This window comes from Paenibacillus sp. FSL H8-0104 (assembly GCF_038050215.1).
Lineage (GTDB): Bacteria > Bacillota > Bacilli > Paenibacillales > Paenibacillaceae > Paenibacillus > Paenibacillus amylolyticus.
On record NZ_JBBOTC010000001.1, the window covers coordinates 1,477,355 to 1,498,655 of the forward strand.

At 45.8% G+C, this 21,301-nt stretch carries 18 protein-coding genes; 16 read left to right on the plus strand and 2 right to left on the minus strand.

All coding sequences use genetic code 11. The features are described from left to right. Nucleotides 1–128 precede the first annotated feature (128 nt). Nucleotides 129–1,343: an MGDG synthase family glycosyltransferase gene (locus NST38_RS06545; protein ID WP_076251426.1), complete on the minus strand. Its 1,215-nt coding sequence runs from the start codon at nucleotides 1,341–1,343 to the stop codon at nucleotides 129–131. Between the two features lie 382 nt (nucleotides 1,344–1,725). On the opposite strand from NST38_RS06545, the gene NST38_RS06550 reads away from it, so the two are divergent. From NST38_RS06550 to NST38_RS06565, 4 genes are all read left to right on the plus strand, one after another. Next, on the plus strand, nucleotides 1,726–2,307 hold the full coding sequence (locus NST38_RS06550; protein ID WP_036611349.1) for a TetR/AcrR family transcriptional regulator: 582 nt from the start codon (nucleotides 1,726–1,728) through the stop codon (nucleotides 2,305–2,307). 206 nt (nucleotides 2,308–2,513) lie between these two features. Beyond that, a complete protein-coding gene (locus tag NST38_RS06555) occupies nucleotides 2,514–4,796 on the plus strand; it encodes a YhgE/Pip domain-containing protein (RefSeq protein WP_076251724.1) in 2,283 nt (760 codons plus the stop codon). Between the two features lie 671 nt (nucleotides 4,797–5,467). Beyond that, entirely contained in the window at nucleotides 5,468–10,066 is a 4,599-nt protein-coding gene (gltB, locus tag NST38_RS06560; RefSeq protein ID WP_076251428.1) for a glutamate synthase large subunit, read from the plus strand. A gap of 230 nt (nucleotides 10,067–10,296) precedes the next feature. Further along, entirely contained in the window at nucleotides 10,297–10,452 is a 156-nt protein-coding gene (locus tag NST38_RS06565; protein ID WP_017690128.1) for a hypothetical protein, read from the plus strand. Between the two features lie 97 nt (nucleotides 10,453–10,549). Here the strand turns inward: NST38_RS06565 and NST38_RS06570 are convergent, their stop codons facing one another. Continuing rightward, the gene (locus NST38_RS06570) at nucleotides 10,550–10,918 is read right to left on the minus strand and encodes a helix-turn-helix domain-containing protein (RefSeq protein ID WP_076251429.1); all 369 of its coding nucleotides are present in this window, start codon (nucleotides 10,916–10,918) and stop codon (nucleotides 10,550–10,552) included. 378 nt (nucleotides 10,919–11,296) lie between these two features. Between NST38_RS06570 and NST38_RS06575 the strand changes: the two genes are divergently transcribed. The 12 genes from NST38_RS06575 (at nucleotide 11,297) to NST38_RS06630 (ending at nucleotide 21,294) form a co-directional block, all read left to right on the plus strand. Then, nucleotides 11,297–11,701, plus strand: a complete 405-nt coding sequence (locus NST38_RS06575; protein ID WP_127551237.1) for a hypothetical protein — start codon at nucleotides 11,297–11,299, stop codon at nucleotides 11,699–11,701. Nucleotides 11,702–11,856: 155 nt separating this feature from the next. After that, nucleotides 11,857–12,615 carry a tyrosine-protein phosphatase gene (locus tag NST38_RS06580; RefSeq protein WP_036611338.1) on the plus strand — a complete coding sequence of 253 codons (759 nt, stop codon included), beginning with the start codon at nucleotides 11,857–11,859 and terminating at the stop codon, nucleotides 12,613–12,615. Between the two features lie 32 nt (nucleotides 12,616–12,647). Beyond that, a complete protein-coding gene (locus tag NST38_RS06585; protein WP_235193748.1) occupies nucleotides 12,648–13,403 on the plus strand; it encodes a YveK family protein in 756 nt (251 codons plus the stop codon). Then, nucleotides 13,384–14,061 carry a CpsD/CapB family tyrosine-protein kinase gene (locus NST38_RS06590; protein ID WP_076251431.1) on the plus strand — a complete coding sequence of 226 codons (678 nt, stop codon included), beginning with the start codon at nucleotides 13,384–13,386 and terminating at the stop codon, nucleotides 14,059–14,061. The genes NST38_RS06585 and NST38_RS06590 overlap by 20 nt, the downstream gene beginning before the upstream one ends. 187 nt (nucleotides 14,062–14,248) lie before the next feature. Next, nucleotides 14,249–15,151 carry a UTP--glucose-1-phosphate uridylyltransferase GalU gene (gene galU, locus NST38_RS06595; RefSeq protein WP_036611572.1) on the plus strand — a complete coding sequence of 301 codons (903 nt, stop codon included), beginning with the start codon at nucleotides 14,249–14,251 and terminating at the stop codon, nucleotides 15,149–15,151. Continuing rightward, entirely contained in the window at nucleotides 15,148–15,846 is a 699-nt protein-coding gene (locus tag NST38_RS06600) for a sugar transferase (protein ID WP_036611331.1), read from the plus strand. The genes galU and NST38_RS06600 overlap by 4 nt, the downstream gene beginning before the upstream one ends. Nucleotides 15,847–15,880: 34 nt before the next feature. Then, nucleotides 15,881–17,257 (plus strand): O-antigen ligase family protein, encoded by a 1,377-nt coding sequence (locus NST38_RS06605; protein ID WP_051449614.1) that lies wholly within the window; start codon nucleotides 15,881–15,883, stop codon nucleotides 17,255–17,257. Then, a complete protein-coding gene (gene pssD / locus NST38_RS06610) occupies nucleotides 17,254–17,712 on the plus strand; it encodes a PssD/Cps14F family polysaccharide biosynthesis glycosyltransferase (protein ID WP_036668906.1) in 459 nt (152 codons plus the stop codon). The genes NST38_RS06605 and pssD overlap by 4 nt, the downstream gene beginning before the upstream one ends. Further along, on the plus strand, nucleotides 17,709–18,188 hold the full coding sequence (pssE, locus tag NST38_RS06615) for a PssE/Cps14G family polysaccharide biosynthesis glycosyltransferase (protein ID WP_036611327.1): 480 nt from the start codon (nucleotides 17,709–17,711) through the stop codon (nucleotides 18,186–18,188). The genes pssD and pssE overlap by 4 nt, the downstream gene beginning before the upstream one ends. 38 nt (nucleotides 18,189–18,226) lie before the next feature. Continuing rightward, on the plus strand, nucleotides 18,227–19,294 hold the full coding sequence (locus tag NST38_RS06620; RefSeq protein ID WP_076251433.1) for a glycosyltransferase family 4 protein: 1,068 nt from the start codon (nucleotides 18,227–18,229) through the stop codon (nucleotides 19,292–19,294). A 21-nt stretch (nucleotides 19,295–19,315) separates the two neighbouring features. Then, nucleotides 19,316–20,260 (plus strand): glycosyltransferase family 2 protein, encoded by a 945-nt coding sequence (locus tag NST38_RS06625; protein ID WP_076251435.1) that lies wholly within the window; start codon nucleotides 19,316–19,318, stop codon nucleotides 20,258–20,260. Nucleotides 20,261–20,271: 11 nt separating this feature from the next. Continuing rightward, the gene (locus tag NST38_RS06630) at nucleotides 20,272–21,294 is read left to right on the plus strand and encodes a glycosyltransferase (protein ID WP_076251437.1); all 1,023 of its coding nucleotides are present in this window, start codon (nucleotides 20,272–20,274) and stop codon (nucleotides 21,292–21,294) included. Nucleotides 21,295–21,301 lie beyond the last annotated feature (7 nt).

Genomic DNA, 21,301 nt, shown 5'->3' on the forward strand with positions numbered 1-21,301 from the left:
GGAATGAGTGAAAATAAAAGAAGGTTCCCTTCCAAAAATTCGGAAGGGAACCTTCTTTGTATATCGTGGGCAATTGTCTTGTCCCCAATAACACCTCGTCAGAGCTGTTCTATAGGTCCATAGAGGCGTCAGAATGGTATTCTGGTACCTGACAAGGACGTGGCAGTAATTCCGGCTGTGAAGCGCTCCAGGGAGGTTGTTGTGACTTCGGCTGTCGTCGGAAACAATAAGTCATGAACAGCTTGAGCACAGCACTTCGGATCATAGACCGAATGGTTACCAGAAATATGCGCTACGTTCAGCGGGCTTTCAGTTTGAGTAGATGCCTGCTCCACTAGTTGTCTGAAACGATTGGTGATCACGTCCGCAGAGTGAATGACCTGGCCGTATCCGGCTTGTACAAAGTATTCACAGTTCTCTTCCTCTTGACCTGCAATCGGGGGAATAAACAACATCGGTAGACCCTTGGCCAGCGCTTCAGTGCAGGTCATGCCACCTGGCTTCGTAATCAGCACATCGGATACATCCATCAGTTTGCTTACTTCCCGTGTGTATCCCAGAATACGAATATTCGGATGCTGGAAGCAAGGCATTTCCTTCATTTTTGCGATCATTTTTTCATTGCTTCCTAGACAGAAGATCAATTGAACACGATCTGCCCAAGACGTGAGAGCTTTCATATGATCCTCATCAAACGAAAGTCCCCATCCGCCACCCATAAGTAGCGCTGTAGGCATGTTCTGAAGCCCCATCTCTTCCCGTAGCTTCACCTTATCTCCTGCTTCCCAGAAGTCTGGATGCACAGGGATTCCCGTGATCTGAATATGGGAGGGATCGACACCCCGGATCTCAAGCAATGCTTTGACCTGAGGGGTAGAGACCAGATATTTGTTCACTTCCGGATTAATCCATGTTCCGTGCACGTCATAATCCGTCACAACCGTATAGAGCGGGATATTCAGACCCTGGCGTTTGAGCCGGGAGATGACAGCATTCGGAAAAGGATGGGTACAGATCACCGCATCGGGTTTCAGTTGGGATACGACCTGTGCCGTCTGTGTATAGAAAATTCGGTGCAACGCCAGCTTGGTAAAACCATTTAATGATTTATTGTACTGTGTGCGGTACAACAGGCTGACCAGTTTGGGTTGAACCGATAGTGTCTTTCGATATGCAGAGAAAATTAGTGGAGCTACCGTTGGGTTCAAAAATTTGCCTAGTTCAATGACACGACTGTGAACATGTGGACTGACTTTTTTGATGCCATGTGCCAGCGCATGAGCGGCCTGAGTGTGACCGGTACCGAAACCTTCCGATAATAAGAGCACTCTTGGTTTTCGCATGAGTTCACCTTTATTCATAAGTTTTAATTCAAAAAGAAGATTTTCATTGTTTATTCTAGCTATGGAATGCGTTACTACATGAATATACATTGAAGCACAAAATCATGTTTCTTCTATGAATATTTACACCATATATCATACAATGAGACAACTTAAACTTCATTATATACACGTATTATCTGAGTCATCTTACACTATAGACGACGACAGAAGGAGTTTCCACTGCATTTAGGTTAAAAAATATTAACACAATTTTTAAAATGTTAGGGTTGCAATCTGTTTTCGAAGGTGGTATTGTAGTTTTTGACCGAATGACTGAATTGTATTTTTGGTCATTTATGTAGAGCGATTGAACAATGAATGTGATTAAAGGAGGGATTAGATGGCTCCGATTGACAGGAGACAGCAGGTTATTCATGCAGCAGCCCAGTCGTTTGCCATGTTTGGATACAAAGCAACGACGATGGATCAGGTCGCCAAGATTGCGAACGTTGGCAAAGGAACGATCTATACGTTTTTCACCAATAAGGAACAATTGTTTGATCAGATCCTGGTAGAAGTGATTCAGGAAATGAAAAACATCGCGCATCGTGAAGTACATCAGGAAAGTGCATTTTTCGATAATCTGTTTCGGGTACTGGATGCCTTGTTGGAGTTTCGTCGTGATCACGATCTGCTCGTTAAGTTATCTCAGGAGCTGAAGGACTTTGGAACGCTGCAGGCCAAGGAAGGTTTGGACAAGGTGGAGAAAGTAATCTCCGACTTTCTGGCTAAGGAGCTTGAGAAAGCAAAAGACAATGGAGAGATTCGAGATTGTGATCCGCAAGTCGTCGCATTTATGATGATTCGCCTGTATATTGCACTCACCTCAGACTGGAGCAAACAACATCAACCGCTGAGCAAAGAGGAAATCAAGACTTACTTTCGCCTTTTCTTAATGGAAGGAATTGCTGCTGTAACGTAATCCGAATTTAATCTACTATAATATAAGGATTTTCACGCGTATCAAGCAGGGAGGCTTGTCGGAAGACAGGTTGTTTTTTTGTCCTAAAGTGACCGTTTGAGGAAAGTGGTCACTTCGTGTTTCAGTATGTTTTCTGGAATGCGACATTGTATTTCATTATGGTTATTCCTGCTCATGGAGCAGAGAGATTAAGGGGAGAAAATGACATGAAATCTTTATCCGTGTTTTTCAAGGATGTGGGATCGGCCGTGAGAAACCCGAAGGTGTTGATCCCTGTTATCGCAATTATGTTTATACCGATCCTGTATAGTGGCATCTATCTGGCGGCCTATTGGGACCCGTATGGTCATGTGGATGAGATGCCGGTTGCCGTTGTTAATCTGGACAAAGGCGCTGAGTTGGAGGGCAAATCCCTCCATGTAGGTAGTGATCTGGTGGATGAGTTGAAGAAAAATGCCGATTTTAAATGGGATTTTGTCAGTGCCAGTCAAGCCAAAGAAGGCATGAATAATGACAAATATTATATGCAAATTACGATTCCGGAGAACTTCTCATCTCAAGCAACAACATTGCTCGATGACAAGCCGGAGCCGGCTGATCTGATCTATGAACCGAATGGCAATTATAGCTTTGTCGGTGCACAGATCGGTAAGACCGCTATTAAGGACCTGAAAGCAAAAGTCTCAGCCAAAGTAACGGAATCCTATGCAGAGACATTGCTCGACAAGTTCTCCGAAGTATCGGATGGCTTGGCTGAGGCAGGCGATGGGGCGGGTGAACTGAATACCGGCGCAGGCAAACTGGATGATGGTGCTGTTAAGCTCAAGGATAACCTGGCGAAGCTTGCATCCGGAACGCTTGAACTTCAGGAAGGACTTTCTCCATTAAGTGATGGTGTTAACGCGTTGCACACAGGGGCAACCAAGCTTGAAAGTGGAACATCAAATCTTGTATCCGGTTTGCAACAGCTTCAGGCAGCCGCATCGAGCCAGCTTCAGAGCGGAGCAGATCAGTTGAAGGATGGCAGCGCCAAGTTGGAAACCGGACTCCAGTCTTCACTGGATGGCACAAGTAAGTTGCAGGCTGGCCTGAAATCTTCAGAACAGGGCAGTGCGAAGCTGGCGGATGGTCTGCAAAGTGCAGTTCAGGGCAGCGGTACACTGGCAACAGGCCTGCAATCGGCTGTAGATGGCAGTTCCAAGGTTGCTGATGGTGCACAGGGCGTAGCCGCCGGATTGAAACAGCTTGCTGCATCGAACCCCGAACTGGCTGAAAATGCGGATGTACAGAAGCTGCTTGTGGCAAGTGAGGCTGTTGCTGGCGGCAGTGCACAATTGCATGAGAGCGAGCAGAAGCTGGCGCAAGGTGCAGATCAGCTGCATCAGGGTAACCAGCAACTGGCTGCGGGTGCAGCCGAGCTTCATGGAGGTCAGGAGCAACTTCTGGCTGGTGCGAACCAACTGGTGGATGGTCAGAAGCAATTGCTGGCTGGTGCCGGGCAGCTTAGTCAAGGAGGCGCGAAACTCTCCGATGGTCTGAAGCAGTTCAGCGGCAAATTGGGTGATGCTGCAAGTGGCGGTACATTGCTTGCAGATGGTGCCAAGCAGCTGGGCTCAGGAACAACAGCTTTGCAAACGGGTGTAGGTAAACTCAGTGGTGGCGTTAGTTCACTAACCGATGGTTCCAAGCAATTGGGTGATGGTGCGGGCAAACTGGCTGACGGCCTTACTGAGCTAAAAGATGGCTCGAGTGAATTGGAAACCAAGCTGAATGATGCCGCACAGAAAACATCCGAAGTTAAGAAAACGGATGATGTAGTGAACATGTTCGCTGAACCGGTAAACTCCTCGGAGAATACAGCAGAGAACGTGAGCAATTATGGTACAGGATTGACACCGTTCTTCCTGTCGATCGGTCTGTTTGTGGGATCGTTGATTTCCACGATTGTATTGAAAATGCGGGAAACGTCCGTACCTGGTGCAACAGGCTGGAATCGTTTTGTCAGCCGGACACTGGTATTTGGGTCCGTAAGTATTTTCCAATCAGTTATCGTGGCAAGTTTCATGTTATATGGTCTTGGACTGGAGACGCACAGCGTAGGGCTGTTCTACCTGTTTACCATTATTACGGGGCTGACCTTCATGTTGATTGTTCAGGCACTTGTAACCTGGCTGGATCTGCCTGGACGTTATGTTGTCATTCTGCTGCTGGTCTTCCAGCTTGCGGCTAGTGCAGGAACCTTCCCGGTAGAACTGATTCCATCGTGGCTTCAGGCATTTAGCCCTTGGTTGCCAATGACACACAGCATTATGGGCTTCAAAGCCGTGGTATCGAGTGGTAATCTGGATGTGATGTGGCATCAGGCAGGTATTCTTAGCATCTATGCAGGTGTATCCATTCTGCTGACGCTTGCTTACTTTCTCTGGAATGGCAGACGTCCGAAAAAAGAAGTCGAACAGGCTGATTCTAGTCAAGTTGTGACGGCATAAGTCGAACCTGATCTTAAGCAGGGTCATATTTTTGAAAAAAACTTTATTTTCTTGTAGTGAAATTATGCAATATAGTAGTCAAATAGTGCAAATAGCCTGTGACCCCAAATAGGGGTTGCAGGCTATTTTGTATACAAATGCATAGAGAAGTAAAGTTTCGCTGGCTTAAGCAGTGAAAATTTGGTGGAATTATGGATAAACGTAGGCGGCACATGGAACGATTTTCTTCTGTCAGCAATTTAATTCAGTTGTACTCTGGCTTAAAAAGTGTATAATTATTCGAAAAAGAGATGAATTTAAACGTCACTACTGTAAAGCTGTACTGCAAAACATTTCTTATCAGAGGTATTAAAAAGTTTAAATTGCGCTGATGTTAGGTCGGTGTTAAAATAATAGAACTATATCAAAAAAACGTCGCTCCATTTCAGTAGCCGTGCCAGCGGCTGCGTGTTGATTTATACAGGCTGTTTGCCGGATCGTCCGGATCAGCTCATCTCATTTAATGGCTTCTGCCCAATAGCAGGCATTATTTTTGACAGTCTCATGCTGTCACCTCTTCTATCTAGCAGGCTCTATCGCAAGCGAAAGGCCAGCTCCTCCCGTTTCATTGTTGCCTGTTGCCTATGTTCTTGATCTTTCCGAAATACTTCATTATAGAAAGGTTGCGTTCCATGAGACACATCGGATTACCTCCAAAACAGGGTCTGTATGACCCGCAGTTCGAAAAAGACGCATGCGGAATGGGTTTTGTTGCCAACATCAAAGGAGTACCTTCACACGATATCGTTAGTCAGGCACTGACCATGCTCAGTAACATGGAACACCGTGGAGGACAGGGAAGTGAGCCGAATTCCGGTGACGGAGCAGGTATCCTGATTCAGATTCCACATCGCTTTTTTGCAGAGGAAGCGAAACGCCTTGGTTTTGCATTGCCTGAACAGGGATTCTATGGCGTAGGAATGTTGTTCCTTTCCCAGGACCCTGCCATTCGCAGTGCGCATGAAGAGAGCCTTAAGAAGATTATTGAAGAAGAAGGTCAGACGTTCCTGGGTTTCCGGGATGTTCCTACTTTTGATGAAATGCTTGGCCGTTCTGCGCTTGCAGCAAAACCTTATGTACGTCAGGTGTTTATTGGAAGATCCGCAGATGTGAAGGATGAGCTTGGATTCGAGCGTAAGCTGTATGTTATTCGCAGATGCGCTGAGCTGGCTATTCGTTATTCGGCAGATGAAGCAGAAGGTGGTTCGTTCTACCTTCCGAGCATGTCTTGTCGCAAAATTGTATATAAAGGCATGCTGACAACTGAACAAGTTGGCGGGTTCTATCTGGATCTGCAGGAAGAACTCGTGGAATCGGCCATTGGACTTGTGCATTCCCGTTTCAGTACCAACACCTTCCCCAGCTGGGAACGTGCCCACCCGTATCGTTTCATGATCCACAACGGTGAGATCAATACGATGCGTGGTAACGTGAACTGGATGCATGCACGGCAATCCTTGTTCGAGAGCGAGTTGTTTGGTAACGACATCGCGAAAGTAAAACCGGTTATCAATCCGGACGGTTCGGATACAGCCATGTTTGATAACACGCTGGAGTTCCTGTATCTGAGTGGTCGTTCCCTGCCACACGTGGCGATGATGATGGTTCCTGAACCTTGGAGCACAGATGAGGACATGGACCCTGCCAAAAAAGCATTTTATGAATATCACAGCACGATGATGGAGCCTTGGGATGGACCAGCAGCAATGGCCTTTACAGATGGTTTGCAAATTGGTGCAACACTTGACCGTAATGGATTGCGTCCAGCTCGTTATTATGTAACCAAGGATGACCGTATTATCCTGTCCTCCGAAGTTGGGGTACTTGATATTGCGCCGGAAGAGATCCTGTACAAAGATCGTCTGCGTCCAGGTCGGATGTTGCTTGTGGATACACAAGAAGGCCGCATCATCGCGGATGAGGAAGTAAAAGCAATCATTGCAGCCGAGAATCCGTATCAGGATTGGCTTGATGAGCATTTGATGGATCTGAGCGAGTTGCCGGACGCACCGGAACTTCCTGATCCAAAACATGATAACGTGACCCAGCTTCAGCTCGCTTATGGTTATACATTTGAAGAACTACGTAAAATCCTGGAGCCGATGGCAACAACAGGTATGGAAGCTACGGGTTCGATGGGTTATGATGCACCGCTGGCTGTGCTGTCCGATCGTCCACAGCGTCTGTACAACTACTTTAAACAGATGTTCGCCCAGGTAACCAACCCGCCAATCGATGCAATCCGTGAAGAGATTGTAACGTCTACGGCAACAACCATTGGTCCTGAGCGCAACTTGCTGAACCCTGAACCGGAGAGTTGTCGCCAGATCCGTCTGGATACACCGGTATTGTCTAATGAAGACTTTGCGAAGATTCGCCATGTGCGTCGCCCAGGCTTCCGCTCCATGACGATTCCAATCTTCTTCACCGCTGCGGAAGGGGCAGAAGGACTTCGCAAAGCGATGGATTTGCTCTTCGAAGCTGCAGATCGTGTCATCGACAAAGGTCATAACATTCTGATCCTGTCTGACCGCGGTGTGGACGCAGAGAATGCTGCCATTCCTGCATTGCTTGCTGTAGCAGGTCTGCATCACCATCTGATTCGCCAGGGAACCAGAACCAAAGTCAGCATTATGCTTGAATCGGCAGAACCGCGTGATATTCACCACTACGCGTTGCTGCTGGGTTATGGTGTAAGTGCGGTGAACCCTTATCTGGCCTTTGAAACGCTGGATGACATGATTCAGCAAGGATTGCTGCGTGGTATCTCGCATGAGAAAGCAGTGAAAAACTACATTAAAGCAGCTACCAAAGGCGTTACTAAAGTGTTGTCCAAAATGGGGATTTCTACGATTCAATCGTATCGTGGAGCTCAAATCTTCGAAGCGGTAGGTCTGAAATCAGACTTCGTTGACCGTTACTTTACCTGGACACCTTCCCGTATCGGTGGAATTGGGTTGGAAGAAGTGGCAGCCGAAGCGTTGACACATCATAACCGTGCCTTTACGGAAAAAGACGGTAACGATAAAGTATTGGATTCCGGTGGGGATTATCAATGGCGTAACGACGGAGAAGAGCATCTGTTCAATCCGCAAACCATTCATACCCTGCAACATGCGGTACGCACTGGGGATTACAAGCTGTATAAAAAATATTCCAAACTTGTGCAAGGTGAGAATGATCAATTGTTGACCATTCGCTCCATGCTGAAGCTGAAACCGGTAGGAGCTTCCATTCCACTCGAAGAAGTTGAATCCGTAGAAGATATCATGCGTCGATTCAAAACAGGTGCAATGTCCTTCGGTTCGATCAGTAAAGAGGCGCATGAAGATCTTGCCATCGCTATGAACCGTGTTGGAGGTAAATCCAATACCGGTGAAGGTGGAGAAGACCCGGCTCGCTTCATTAAAGATAGCAACGGGGATTCCCGTCGTAGTGCGATTAAACAGGTAGCATCCGGACGTTTTGGTGTTACATCCAACTACTTGGTTAATGCCGACGAGATTCAGATTAAAATGGCTCAGGGAGCTAAACCAGGTGAAGGCGGACAGCTGCCAGGACGTAAAGTGTATCCTTGGGTTGCTGAAGTTCGTGGATCTACACCGGGTGTAGGTCTGATCTCGCCACCACCGCATCACGATATCTACTCAATCGAAGATCTGGCAGAGTTGATCTATGACTTGAAAAATGCCAATCCGCGTGCTGAGATTAACGTGAAGCTGGTATCGGAAGTGGGTGTGGGTACCATCGCAGCTGGTGTAGCCAAAGGCCGTGCCGATATTATCCTTGTCAGCGGTTATGACGGTGGTACAGGTGCATCGCCGCAAGGTTCGATTCGCCACGCAGGTATGCCTTGGGAACTAGGTCTTGCAGAGACACATCAAACGTTGATGTTGAACAATCTGCGTGACCGTGTTGTCCTCGAAACAGATGGCAAAATGCTTAACGGCCGTGACCTGGCGATTGCTGCCTTGCTAGGAGCAGAAGAGTATGGATTCTCTACGGCACCGCTCGTTGCACTTGGCTGTATCATGATGCGTGTCTGTCAGATGGATACCTGTCCGGTTGGTGTAGCGACACAGAATCCGGAATTGCGTAAAAATTATATGGGTGATCCAGCTCATGTGGTTAACTTCATGCGATTTGTTGCTGAAGATGTGCGTGAGATCATGGCTGATCTTGGTTTCCGTACTATTCAGGAGATGGTCGGACGTACAGATTGCCTCGAAACGGTAGAAGCCGTAGATCACTGGAAGAAAAAAGGTGTGGATCTGTCTGTATTGCTGCACGTGCCTGAAATGCCGGAAGGTTCTGCACGTTACCGTACACAGCATCAGAATCACCAATTGGAAGAAACGCTGGATATGCAACAATTGTTGCCACTGGCACAGGCTGCTATTGAATCCAGTCAACCGGTTGAAGCGGTGCTTCCAATTACAAACGTTAACCGTGCAGTAGGTACCATTTTGGGTAGTGAGATCACACGCAAATATGGACTCGCAGGATTGCCTGAAGATACGGTTAAATTTAAGTTTGTCGGCTCTGCCGGACAAAGCTTTGGGGCCTTTGTACCTAAAGGTATGACCTTGACCGTTGAAGGGGATTCCAATGACTACGTAGGTAAAGGACTGTCCGGAGGTAAACTGATCGTGATGCCTTCTCCGAAAGCAACGTTTGAGGCGGAAGATAACATCATTATTGGTAATACGGCTCTCTACGGAGCAACAAGCGGTGAAGCGTATATCCGTGGTATTGCGGGTGAGCGATTTGCTGTACGTAACTCGGGCGCCAAAGTAGTTGTTGAAGGTGTAGGCGACCATGGTTGTGAGTATATGACAGGTGGACGTGTCGTTGTACTGGGCGATACAGGTCGTAACTTTGCAGCAGGGATGTCCGGAGGTATTGCCTATGTGTATGATCCGGAAGGCACATTCCTGAAACGTTGTAATCTGGAAATGGTTCTTTTGGAGCGTATCGAAGATGTGGCAGAAAGTGCAGATCTGCGAGGCATGATTCAACGTCATGTTGCCAACACAGGAAGTGCTGTCGGTCAGCGCGTTCTGGATAACTGGCAAGATGCGCTGAATCAGTTCGTTCGGGTTATTCCGAAGGACTTCAAACGTATGACAGAACAGATCGAACGGATTCAGGCAACAGGTTTGACTGGAGAAGCAGCGCTGCTTGCAGCGTTTGAAGCGAATATGCGTGAACTTGCACGTGCTGGAGGTTAATAACTTCCTTGTTCAAAGTTATAAGTGCATGAACAGGTTGTATTAAGAATAATAGGAGCAATATGGTTGCCATTCCGGCACCATATTGCTCCTATTTTGCTTTCGACAAAATTAGAACCCCATCAAAAAACGTTATCGCCATGAGACGACAACATCGAGGAACTTTCTCAAGTATAATAAGGCTAGTTTTGGAGGGCAGGGAAAGTATAAAGATAAGAGAGGTTAGCGGAATGAATATGAAGCATCCAAACAGGGACGATCGTAGGCCGACAGGTAAACAAGTCGAAGCAACCCAGATGGACATCATGAAGGTGTTACTGCAATGCGGAATCGACCCGGAGCGTTGGAACCATTTCGTATCCTCCGTCAACAACAAGCGTCCTTGACACAATAGACAAGCATGGAATGAAAGGGAATTAAGACACAAAAAAAGCCCAGAAGCCAGAGAGGTTATCTCTCGGGAACTGGGTCCTCTTTTCGGGTTTAGTCCATGCTGCGTTCCATTCGGACAAATGCAATAAAACGACGTGCCTCTTCTTCTGTTAAAGACTTCCCATCAATCATCAGATCGAAGCGTTCTAACACTTCTTTGTCCGATAACTCCAAGGTATCCACGAAATCACGTACGTCTTCATCCATCACGACATCACTTTGCTTTGTACGTCCTATAAGATAATCGATAGACACCTCAAAGATGTCAGCAAGTCTCGTTAACACTTCGAAATCCGGTTTACGTCGATTCTTCTCGTAGTGGGAGAGAGCAGCTCTTGTAATATGAATGGAGCTCGCAAGTTCTTCTTGAGTAAGTCCCCGCTGTTCCCGTAATTCTGCAATGCGATTTCCGTAGCTCATAAGCTATTTCCCCCTGAACGACATCAAATATATATTGAAACAATCCTGAGCCAAGTGTTTGATCAGGGCAGCTTTCCTGCAAAAGAGTAACTCCTCATGTGTTTCCTTTAACCCATTTCCATTTGTAAATAGGTCTGTCTAAGGACATCTCAAATTGTCGTAAATCAAAAGAACCATGTCCAAATACCGCTTGACATGATACGTATTGTATCGTAAATTGGACGTATGGAGTTACAAAATGTATCATTTGGAATATTTTAAGTATCTCCTTGTTGCCTGGACCATATACCTGTGAGAAGGAAGTGGAGGCAGTCCATGTAGGCTAATCCATTCTAAAGGAATGAAACCATGTATTCAATAATTCAGGAATGGGCTGATATGAAATTAAATGTCCATATGTACATTCAGGAGTTTCATGGGAAAATGGTAGACCGCAAAAGACGCCCTGTTCTGTTACTTGGAATGGACACTCAAGCAATCACCTTCCTGAGCGACCTGAACTTGCCGGTATCATCAGAAATGCTCATTGGTTTGGATGTTGAAGATCAACATGTATGTGTACGACTTCACGCAAGGTTGCAATGGAAACAGCCCTTCGGAGAGCTCACAATGTATCATTCAAACTTGCATATTCAGCACGAACAGAAACTATATATAACTGGACAGTTAAACACAATGCTTACTGAAGTTCAGTTTCCCGCGGTTTCCCGTTTTCAGTATGAAAAGGCAACAGAACAAAAGGCTCTGCAGGAACCCTATCATTACATTGATTTCACCATATAATTCCAAGTCGATTCTTAACAATTTCTGAACAAAACATGTACTTAACGCCATTTTACTATATTTCATAGCGTTATGCATTAGTTCTTTAACACCAAAAGCATTTGCGCAATGAATAAAGGGGCGAGGGGGCTCATACTATTTCAGGAAGTTTGGATATGGTTGAAATGCACTGCCACATATTATCCGGCCTAGATGATGGTCCTGTTCGAATGGAGCAGTCCGTTGCGATGGCTGAGAAGGCGGCAGCCTCAGGAATTACCTCCATTATTGCTACTCCGCATCACCTGAACGGGCAATACAACAATGAACCGATGGTGGTCAATCAGGCCGTGAACCTGCTCCATGCAGAACTTCGCAAACGTAACATTCGCCTGGAGATCCGTCCCGGACAGGAGATCAGGGTGCATGACAACCTGATTGGAGACTTATATGCAGGAAAGTGCTGCACACTCGCCGGAAGTCGTTACATGTTGCTGGAACTGCCCTTTGGTCATATTCCCTCACAGTTCCCCAGGATACTGCATGAATTACGAATAGCGGGAATTACCCCTATTATTGCTCATCCGGAACGTAATCGTGTCATTTTGAAGAAGCCAAAGTTGTTGGCTGATTACTTGAGTCAAGGCGGACTATGTCAGCTCACAGCTCAATCTTTCACTGGGCTTTTCGGACGGAAAGTTCGGCAGTGGTGTTTTCATTTTTGCAAAGAAAACGGGTTTCATTTCATTTCATCAGATGCACATGATACGTGCAAAAGGACATTTGCCATAAGTGAAGGAGAGCGGGCCATCGAGCGTCGATTTGGAGCTGAAGCCGTTAAGCGGCTGGCAGAGAATGCGTCGCACATTCTATCAAATTCGTGTCTGGTCACAGAACGCTGGAAACCTCGCAAATGGCTACTGTCCATCTGGTAGTTACATAGGATAGATCACAACGTATAGGAGGAATGAAAGTGGAACTGAAAGGATATTTTCGACTCTTACAAAAGAAACTGTGGTTGATTGTTGCAATTGCTTTGATAGCCGGTGTGGGTGCAGGGGTTAAAAGCATTTTCTTCACCCAGCCCATCTATGAGGCAAGTTCCAAACTGATCGTGAACCAGACCTCTAACGTTCAAGGCCAGGCGATGATGGACTTCAGCATGATTCAAACCAATATCAAACTCATTAACTCATACAGAGAAATCATTAAATCTTCCGCCATTATGGATAAAGTCGCTACCACGTATCCGGACCTAGGCTTAACCTCTGCTCAGCTCATGAATAGCACTTCCGTCTCTACAGCCAGCGAATCCCAAGTGATGAGCATAACTGTACAAGGGACTACCTACGAAAAAGCCGCAAAAACGGTCAATGCCATCTCCAACGTGTTCCAATCTCAAATCCCCCTAATCATGAAAATCGATAATGTGGCTATCCTCAGTGAAGCAAAAGTGGATAGTAACGCATCTCCAATCAATATGAAAACCACATTAAGCATCATTGTCAGTCTGTTCGCAGGTCTTGTGCTCGCCATTGCACTTGTATTCCTGATGGATTATCTGGATGACACATTCAAATCCGAAACTGAGCTTGAAAAAGAGCTGGGCCTACCTGTGCTTACAGTGATATCCAAAATGAAAAAAGACGATCTGAAAAATACGAAAAATTACGTATCTCAACAGAAAGTGGGGGATGGCAAATATGTCGCGGCTAACCAATGAAAATAACAGTCTGGTGACCTATTTTAACTCCAAATCTCAGATCTCGGAGGGATACCGTAAATTACGGACGAACATCCAGTTCTCCTCAATCGACAGTCATATCAAAAAAATCATGGTGGCTTCCGCTGAATCCGGCGAAGGCAAGACCACAACGATTAGCAACCTGGCGGTAACCTATGCCCAGGAAGGCAAAAAAGTTCTGCTGATCGATGCGGATCTGCGTAATCCTTCTTTGCACCAGGTGTTTTCTGTACCGAATCATATCGGTCTGAGTAGTGTGCTGTCTAATCAGTACAGTGTGGAAGACGTGCTTAGAGAGAGTTATATCGACAATCTCCAATTGTTCACTTCTGGCCCAATTCCGCCGAACCCTTCCGAGATGATCGGTTCCAACCGGATGAAAAGGCTGATTGAGAAGTTAGAGGATCATTATGATGTCATCATGTTTGATACACCGCCGGTGCTTGCAGTAACGGATGCACTCATTGTGAGTTCGCTGTGTGATGGTGTGCTGCTGGTCGTGAACTCGGGCAAGGTCAAGAAGGAACTGGTGAAGAAGACCAAGGCTGCTCTGGAGCATGTGAATGCACGAATCCTGGGCGCAATCCTGAACAATATCAAAAACGCTGCAGTTCCGGTGGGCTACGGAGAGAAGTAAACCTTCCATCCAATGCTCCCAAGTAAACAGGTAATGTCTACTGCACCTTTATCACTGTAGGCACTCGGTCATGCTGTGGGTTCAATGAACCTTAGACGTTAATCGTCGAAGGTATGACGTGAGGACGGGTTAGATGCCCTGGTTCAACTTTTATCAAACTAAAAAAAAAGAGGATAGGGTGGTATTTATGAAAAAAGTGAGAAAAGCAATCATTCCTGCAGCTGGACTAGGTACACGATTTTTGCCAGCCACAAAAGCGATGCCCAAAGAAATGCTCCCTATTGTGGACAAACCAACTATACAGTATATCGTTGAGGAAGCCATTGCCTCTGGAATCGAAGACATCATCATCGTAACGGGTAAAGGGAAGCGGGCAATTGAAGATCATTTCGACAACGCTTTTGAACTGGAGCACAACTTGCTGGAAAAAGGGAAACTGGGCTTGCTTGAAGAGGTCCGCAAATCCTCTAACGTGGATATCCACTACATAAGACAAAAAGAGGCCAAAGGACTTGGTCATGCTGTCTGGTGTGCACGTAACTTTATCGGTGACGAACCTTTTGCCGTGTTGCTCGGAGATGACATCGTCGTATCGGAAGTTCCGTGCACCAAACAATTGATCGATCAATATGATCAGGTTCAACATTCCATTGTTGGCGTACAAACCGTACTGGCTGAACAAACAGACAGATACGGCATTGTGGACCCGCTTCAATCGGATGGCCGTTTGACAGAGGTTCTCAGATTCGTAGAGAAACCTGCCCAAGGCACAGCGCCATCCAACCTGGCGATTATGGGGAGATACGTACTGAGTCCAGAGATTTTCGAACATCTGGAGCAACAAGAGATTGGTCAAGGGGGAGAGATTCAATTAACAGATGCGATTCAGCGCTTAAATGAGACACAAGGAGTGTATGCTTACGATTTCGAGGGAGTACGTTATGACGTGGGCGAGAAACTGGGATTCATTTTGACAACCATCGACTTCGCTCTGCAAAAACAGGAACTTAGAATTCCAATGCTGCAAGCTCTGCAACAGATTCTGGAAAAAGAGTCGGTAGAACATGTAGCCGGGGGGGAGTTTGAATGAGTCCATCTCCCCAATCGAAGGAAGCGGAGATTGTTATGGACCCAAGTCTGGGGTACAATGCATCAACGATGTCAGGACAAAATGCGGATAAAGTGTATCTATTTATGAAAAGAATGCTCGATTTGCTGGGTTCTTTCATAGGTTTGATCATTTTGTGCCCCTTGTTTGCGGTCATCGGATTACTGATCAAAATCGAGGCCCCGCAGGGGTCTGTTTTTTTTCGTCAGGTACGAGTAGGACAGAATGGGAAAGAGTTTCATATGTACAAATTCAGGTCGATGGTTGCGAATGCAGAAGATCTGCTGGAACAGCTGATTGATCAGAATGAAGTGAACGGGAATATGTTCAAAATGAAAAATGATCCCCGCATTACCCGGATTGGCAAGTTCATTCGGAAAACCAGTCTGGATGAGCTGCCTCAGTTGTGGAACGTGTTCAGAGGAGAGATGAGTCTCGTTGGACCCAGACCGGCTCTGCCCAGAGAAGTGAAGAACTACACTTCCTATGACAGACAACGTCTTCAGATGATCCCGGGATGTACGGGATTATGGCAAGTCAGCGGACGAAATAGTGTTGGTTTTGAGGAAATGGTGGAGCTGGATCTGACGTATGCCCGTGAGCGCAGCATGATGGTGGATATCAAAATTATCTTCAGAACGTTCAAGGTGCTGGTAGGTTCGAAGGATGCGTTTTGAAACACGATTCTGGCTTTGAGGTGGCATAGCAGATATGCAAAAGACCGGTATACTTGCTGCATTAAATATGAAGTCGTTTAATATCATTCTTTTTTCGCTGGTAATTGTCTTCGCAGCAATCTATCTTCCGCTAGTCTCGGTTGTTGCACTCATAGCTGTGATTCTGCTGGGCGTTTATATTAAACAGCCCAGCTGGATTTTTATGATTCTCATCGTAAGTTTTTCATTATCCATTGATAAAATATTTAGCATTCATCTGGCAGGACTGGATTCGCTGTCCTTCTACAAGCTGGCGATTCTGGGTTTTGTCGTCTCTCTTTTTCTACGCTTTGGTATTCGCAAAGAGTTGATATATCCTGCACTGGCGATTGGTTTTTTATTTGTGGAGAGTTATTTTCTATCTGATCTGCCCAGTAAGGTTAGTCCGCTCGATCCATTCAAGGCCTTTCTAGGAGTCATTGTTCCTTTTTTGTTGCTGATGCCCCATTTTTCAAGAGAGATCAGTCAACGAATTATACGTGTACTCGCATGGTTGCCGCTGTTCAGTCTGGCTGGTGGTTATATTCTGCAACTCGCCGGCATATTGTCCATTACTAACCTGGAGATGTCGGGTGTAACCCGGTTACAGGGAGCTAACATCGCCGCGCATCTGGCCATGTTGTGTTTTATCTCCATCTGCGTCTGTCTGATTCAGATCAAGCAAGGGCATCAGGTTGTTCTGTATTACATGCTTACCTTGACACATCTGGTCATTCTGGTCCAGACGGGAACAAGGGGGCCGCTTATTGCGCTTATTCCGATTATTCTGGTCTACCTCTTTGATCAACTGAAAGCCTTCATCAAAGGCAGAGTCAGTGCCATTATTCCTCTCATTCTGTTTGTTGTCGCTGTGGCCTATATGGTGATTGCGCAGTGGGACAATTATGAGATGAGGTCAGAGAGCAAAGGCTTGTCGGGAAGGGATGTAGCCTGGAATTATTTTATTGGCAAAGCAAATGAGTATCCGATATTTGGACGTGGACTCGGCTCAACTCTTGTAGCGAATGATGGAAGTATCTTTTCCGGCTTCGTTGTTCCACATAATGAATACATTCGTTTTTATTATGATGGCGGGTTAGTTGGAGCCATCCTGTTGTTTCTATCGCTGCTGCTGGTGTTTCGGGCTGTTTACTTCCGATTGGGCGGCATGATCCGGTTGTATTTTGCCGGTATGATTATCGGTTTCCTGACCTATTCCTTTTTTGACAATACCCTGTCCACGGTTCATCTGATTGCTCCATTCTGTATCTTCCTGAACGCGTTATATGCTACGGGAAAAGGAGTTCATTCCAAGTCAGGGGCTGAAGCAGAAGTGGATATACAGATACAGCGAGCCAAGGACGTATCCTTTTCAAAGGAGATTAGAACATGAAGGTCTGTTTGATCAGTTCTACAGGCGGTCATTTTGATGAATTAACCAAAATTATTCCTGCGGTTGAAGAACATGATTATTTCCTGATTACCGAGAAGAATAAAAGCAGAAAAGTAGAATCGTCTCAGGGCAAAGTATACTTCTTAATGCAGCAAGAGCGTAAAAATGCGATGTTCTTGCTAATCTTTGTGGCTAATATTATCAAATCGTTCTTTCTATATCTGCGTGAGCGTCCAAAGGTGATCATTACAACAGGGGCGGGAGCCACATATCCTTTTTGCCTTATCGGTAAAATCTTCGGCGCCAAGCTGATCTACATCGAAAGTTATGCCAAAATCTATTCCTCTAGCGCAACCGGGAGATTGATGTACAAAATCTCGGATGAGTTCTTCATCCAATGGGAAACGTTGCAGGATAGCTATCCCAATGCGAAGTACAGGGGGGCTTTATTTTGATATTTGCAATCGTTGGAACCCAGCGTTTTCCCTTCAATCGGATGTTTGAGCTTATTGATGAGGCGATTGAAGCAGGAATTATTGAAGAAGAGGTTGTTGCCCAATCCGGATATACCGAGTATCAGCCGCGGAATTTCACTGTGATTCCTTTCCTCACGCAGGAAGAGATGAATGAATATGTGGAGCGCAGCAGATGCATTATTTCTCATGCGGGTGTTGGCTCCATTACAAATTGTCTTGAACGCGGCAAGCCCGTTATTGTCATTCCACGCCGGAAAGAATGGGGCGAACATGTGGATGACCATCAGCTTGAGATTTCCAAGGTTTTTCAGGATAACGGCTATGTGGCCGTCGCGGAGAGTCAGGCTGAATTACAAAAACTGGTTCCTTGCATAGAAGAGCTGACGTTCCAGCCTTATGTGAGAAAACAGTCTGATCTGATTTCATCCATCAAAAATTACGTGAATAGTCTGTAAGAGGTATGAAGATTAACCATGAAAAAAAGGAGTCTATCATGAAACCAAAAGTATTGGTTGTTGGATCATCCTTGAAGGATATGGGCGGAATTGTGAGTGTCATCAAAAACATTGAGGATTCCTCCATCTCGGAAATGTATGCCATGCAGCGGGTCGAAACGTATATCACGGGCAGCGTGTTCTCACGGCTGCTTATTTTTATACGGGGATTCATGCAATTCTGGATGAAGTTGTACACGTTCAAGCCGGATATCGTGCATATTCATATGGCAAACAACGGGAGCTTTTATCGGAAGTCTCTATTTCTGCTAACCGCACGAAAGTTGTTTCGAAAGTCAGTTATTCTGCATATTCATGCGGCCAGCTTTGATGATTTCTACAATCAATTTGCTCTGCAGCGCAAGTATTGTCACTACATTCTGAATCAGGCAGACAAGTTGATTGTCTTGTCCCAGACGTGGAAAGAATACTTTGCTACGATTGTGCCGGAGACAGCCATTGAGGTTCTTTATAACGGGGTCTTTGTCAAAGAACCGTTTGTAAGAGAACAACAAACAGCCGTTAATGCTCTCTTCATGGGCAGACTGGGTGAGCGAAAAGGAGTCTACGATCTGCTTCAGTCCATTCAGCAATTGAAGGCTTTAGGCGTTACAGCCACCTTTAATCTGGCAGGGGATGGCGAAATCGAAGAAGTCAAAGCAATCGTGCAGAAGTATGGAATAGAGGATCGTGTCAATGTACTCGGCTGGATTAACGGAGAGCAAAAGGAAAAACTGATGCGGGAAGCGGATATACTGGTCCTGCCATCTTATCATGAGGGATTACCTATGGCCATACTTGAAGCAATGAATTGTGGCTTGCCCATTATATCGACCACCGTCGGAGGCATCCCCGAAGTGATTACATCCGGTCATAATGGGCTGTTAATCGAGCCGGGAGATGTGCACGGGCTGACATCAGCGCTGGAATATCTCATCACGGATGAAGAGGTTAGAGCAAGAATGGGTTCACATAACAGAGAGATTATATCGGATAAGTTCGATATGAATCTTCTCGTAGGCAGATTATCAGGAATATATGATGCACTTCAAGTGAAGGTATCCTAGTGAACAGGAAAAGGTGATGAAATGAACCCCTTGGTATCTTGCATCATTACGACCCATAACCGGGCCGAGTTATTGAAAAATGCGTTGAGAAGTGTACGTGAGCAAACACATCCGTATCTGGAGATTTTCATTGTGGATGATGGTTCAGAAGATCAGACGCCAGAGATCTGTCAGGCTTGGACCCGGGAAGATTCACGGATTCGGTACATTAGGGTTCCATATCCCAAAGGAGCCAACCATGCACGGAATGTAGGGATATCCCAAGCCAATGGCAAGTACATTGCCTTCCTGGATGATGATGATGAATGGATGCCTGACAAAATAAAAACCCAGGCGGAAGTGCTGGAACGAACAAAGGAATCATTCACCTTTTGCAGCAAGTATCTCGCATACACGAATGAGCAGCATCAGGTGGTCAAACGGAAATTGTCGGTGGAACCTCGCGATGTTATTCGGTATGAGGATCTGCTTACATTCAACTGGATTGGGGAAACGTCCAAAATCATGGTACTCACCTCACTGGCCCGTGAAGTTCGATTCGATGAGAATCTGACATCCGCTCAGGATTATGACTTTTATCTGCGCATATTGAAACGAGGCTACATCGCCGTGAATGTGAAAGAACCGCTGGTGGATATCAACATCCATAGTGGTCCACGAATTTCAACCTCTACAACGGCCAAGTACAAGGGCCAACGCAAGATTATTTTGAAATACTACAATGACATGTCCAAGGAACAGAAGCGCCGTCAGTTACACCATTATCGAATGCTTGAATGGTCGAGAAATACACTTCGCAATAATGTTTATTTGAAAAAAGCACTGTCGCTGTACCCTTGGTGGAAAGATTGGGTGCTGCTCAAGCGTAATACCAAAATTATGATGCAAGGATTTTTAATGAGATTTCATGCAAGGCGCGCAGTTGGAACGTATACAGAGGAACCTGTGCGAATGAAACTAAAGTAAGAGGTGCCTGGATGGAAAATCCGACGGTGTATATGCTGCCCAAGATGATTGAAAACAATAAATTCAATGAACTGTTATCCGATTCCATTGAGAACAAGGGATGGGAAGTGAAACAGTTTACCAAAAGAGATCTAATCAAACTGAAAAAAAATGATGTGTTGCATTTTCATTGGCCCAGCTTCTATTACAGGGGTTCTTCCGTGCTGACAACAGTGATCAAGTCCATTCTATATGTATTGATGATTTGTTTTGCACGCTTGCGCGGGGCCAAATTGTTCTGGACGGTGCACAACATCTGGCCACACAACAGCGGCAAGACGCGATTCGATTATTGGATGAGAAAAATACTGGTCCAAAATTGCTCCAAGCTGATTGTCATGGGTAAACCCTTGATCTCGGAAATCTGTTCGACGTTTGGGATTGATTCCAGCCGGATCGAGGTTATACCACATGGACATTATAAGGGAGTGTATCAGGGAAAAGGCGTGAATATCCGCTCCCGGTTTGGCATCCCGGAGGAGAGTTATGTGTATGCGTTCTTCGGTCAGGTGTCGCCGTACAAGGGAGTGGATGATTTGCTGGAGGCATTCAAGGATCTGGATTCCGAACAAGCCCATCTGTTGATTGCTGGTAAAAAGGTAAAGGATTATGACCTTGGAGATGAATTTCTCAAGAGTGGACATATTCATACTCATTTTCATTTCATCGAAGATGATGAATATTCGGATTATTTTGATGCAGTCGATTCAATCATTCTTCCATACAAGCAAATTGCGACTTCTGGCAGTGCAATTCTGGCATTGACCTTCTGTAAACCGGTGGTGGCACCACGGATTGGCTTGTTGGAGGAATATCTGCCTGAAGATTGTGCCGTGCTCTACGAACCTTCGGATCCGGATGGATTGCTCAAGGCAATGAATATGATCCGGTTAAAACAATCGGAGTTTCAGGAAGGCAGTGGTTTTGTCAAAGCGTTGGAGCGGCTGGATTGGCCAGTGATTGCCCAAAGGACACTTACTCTGTACTCCAGTTAGTGCAGAT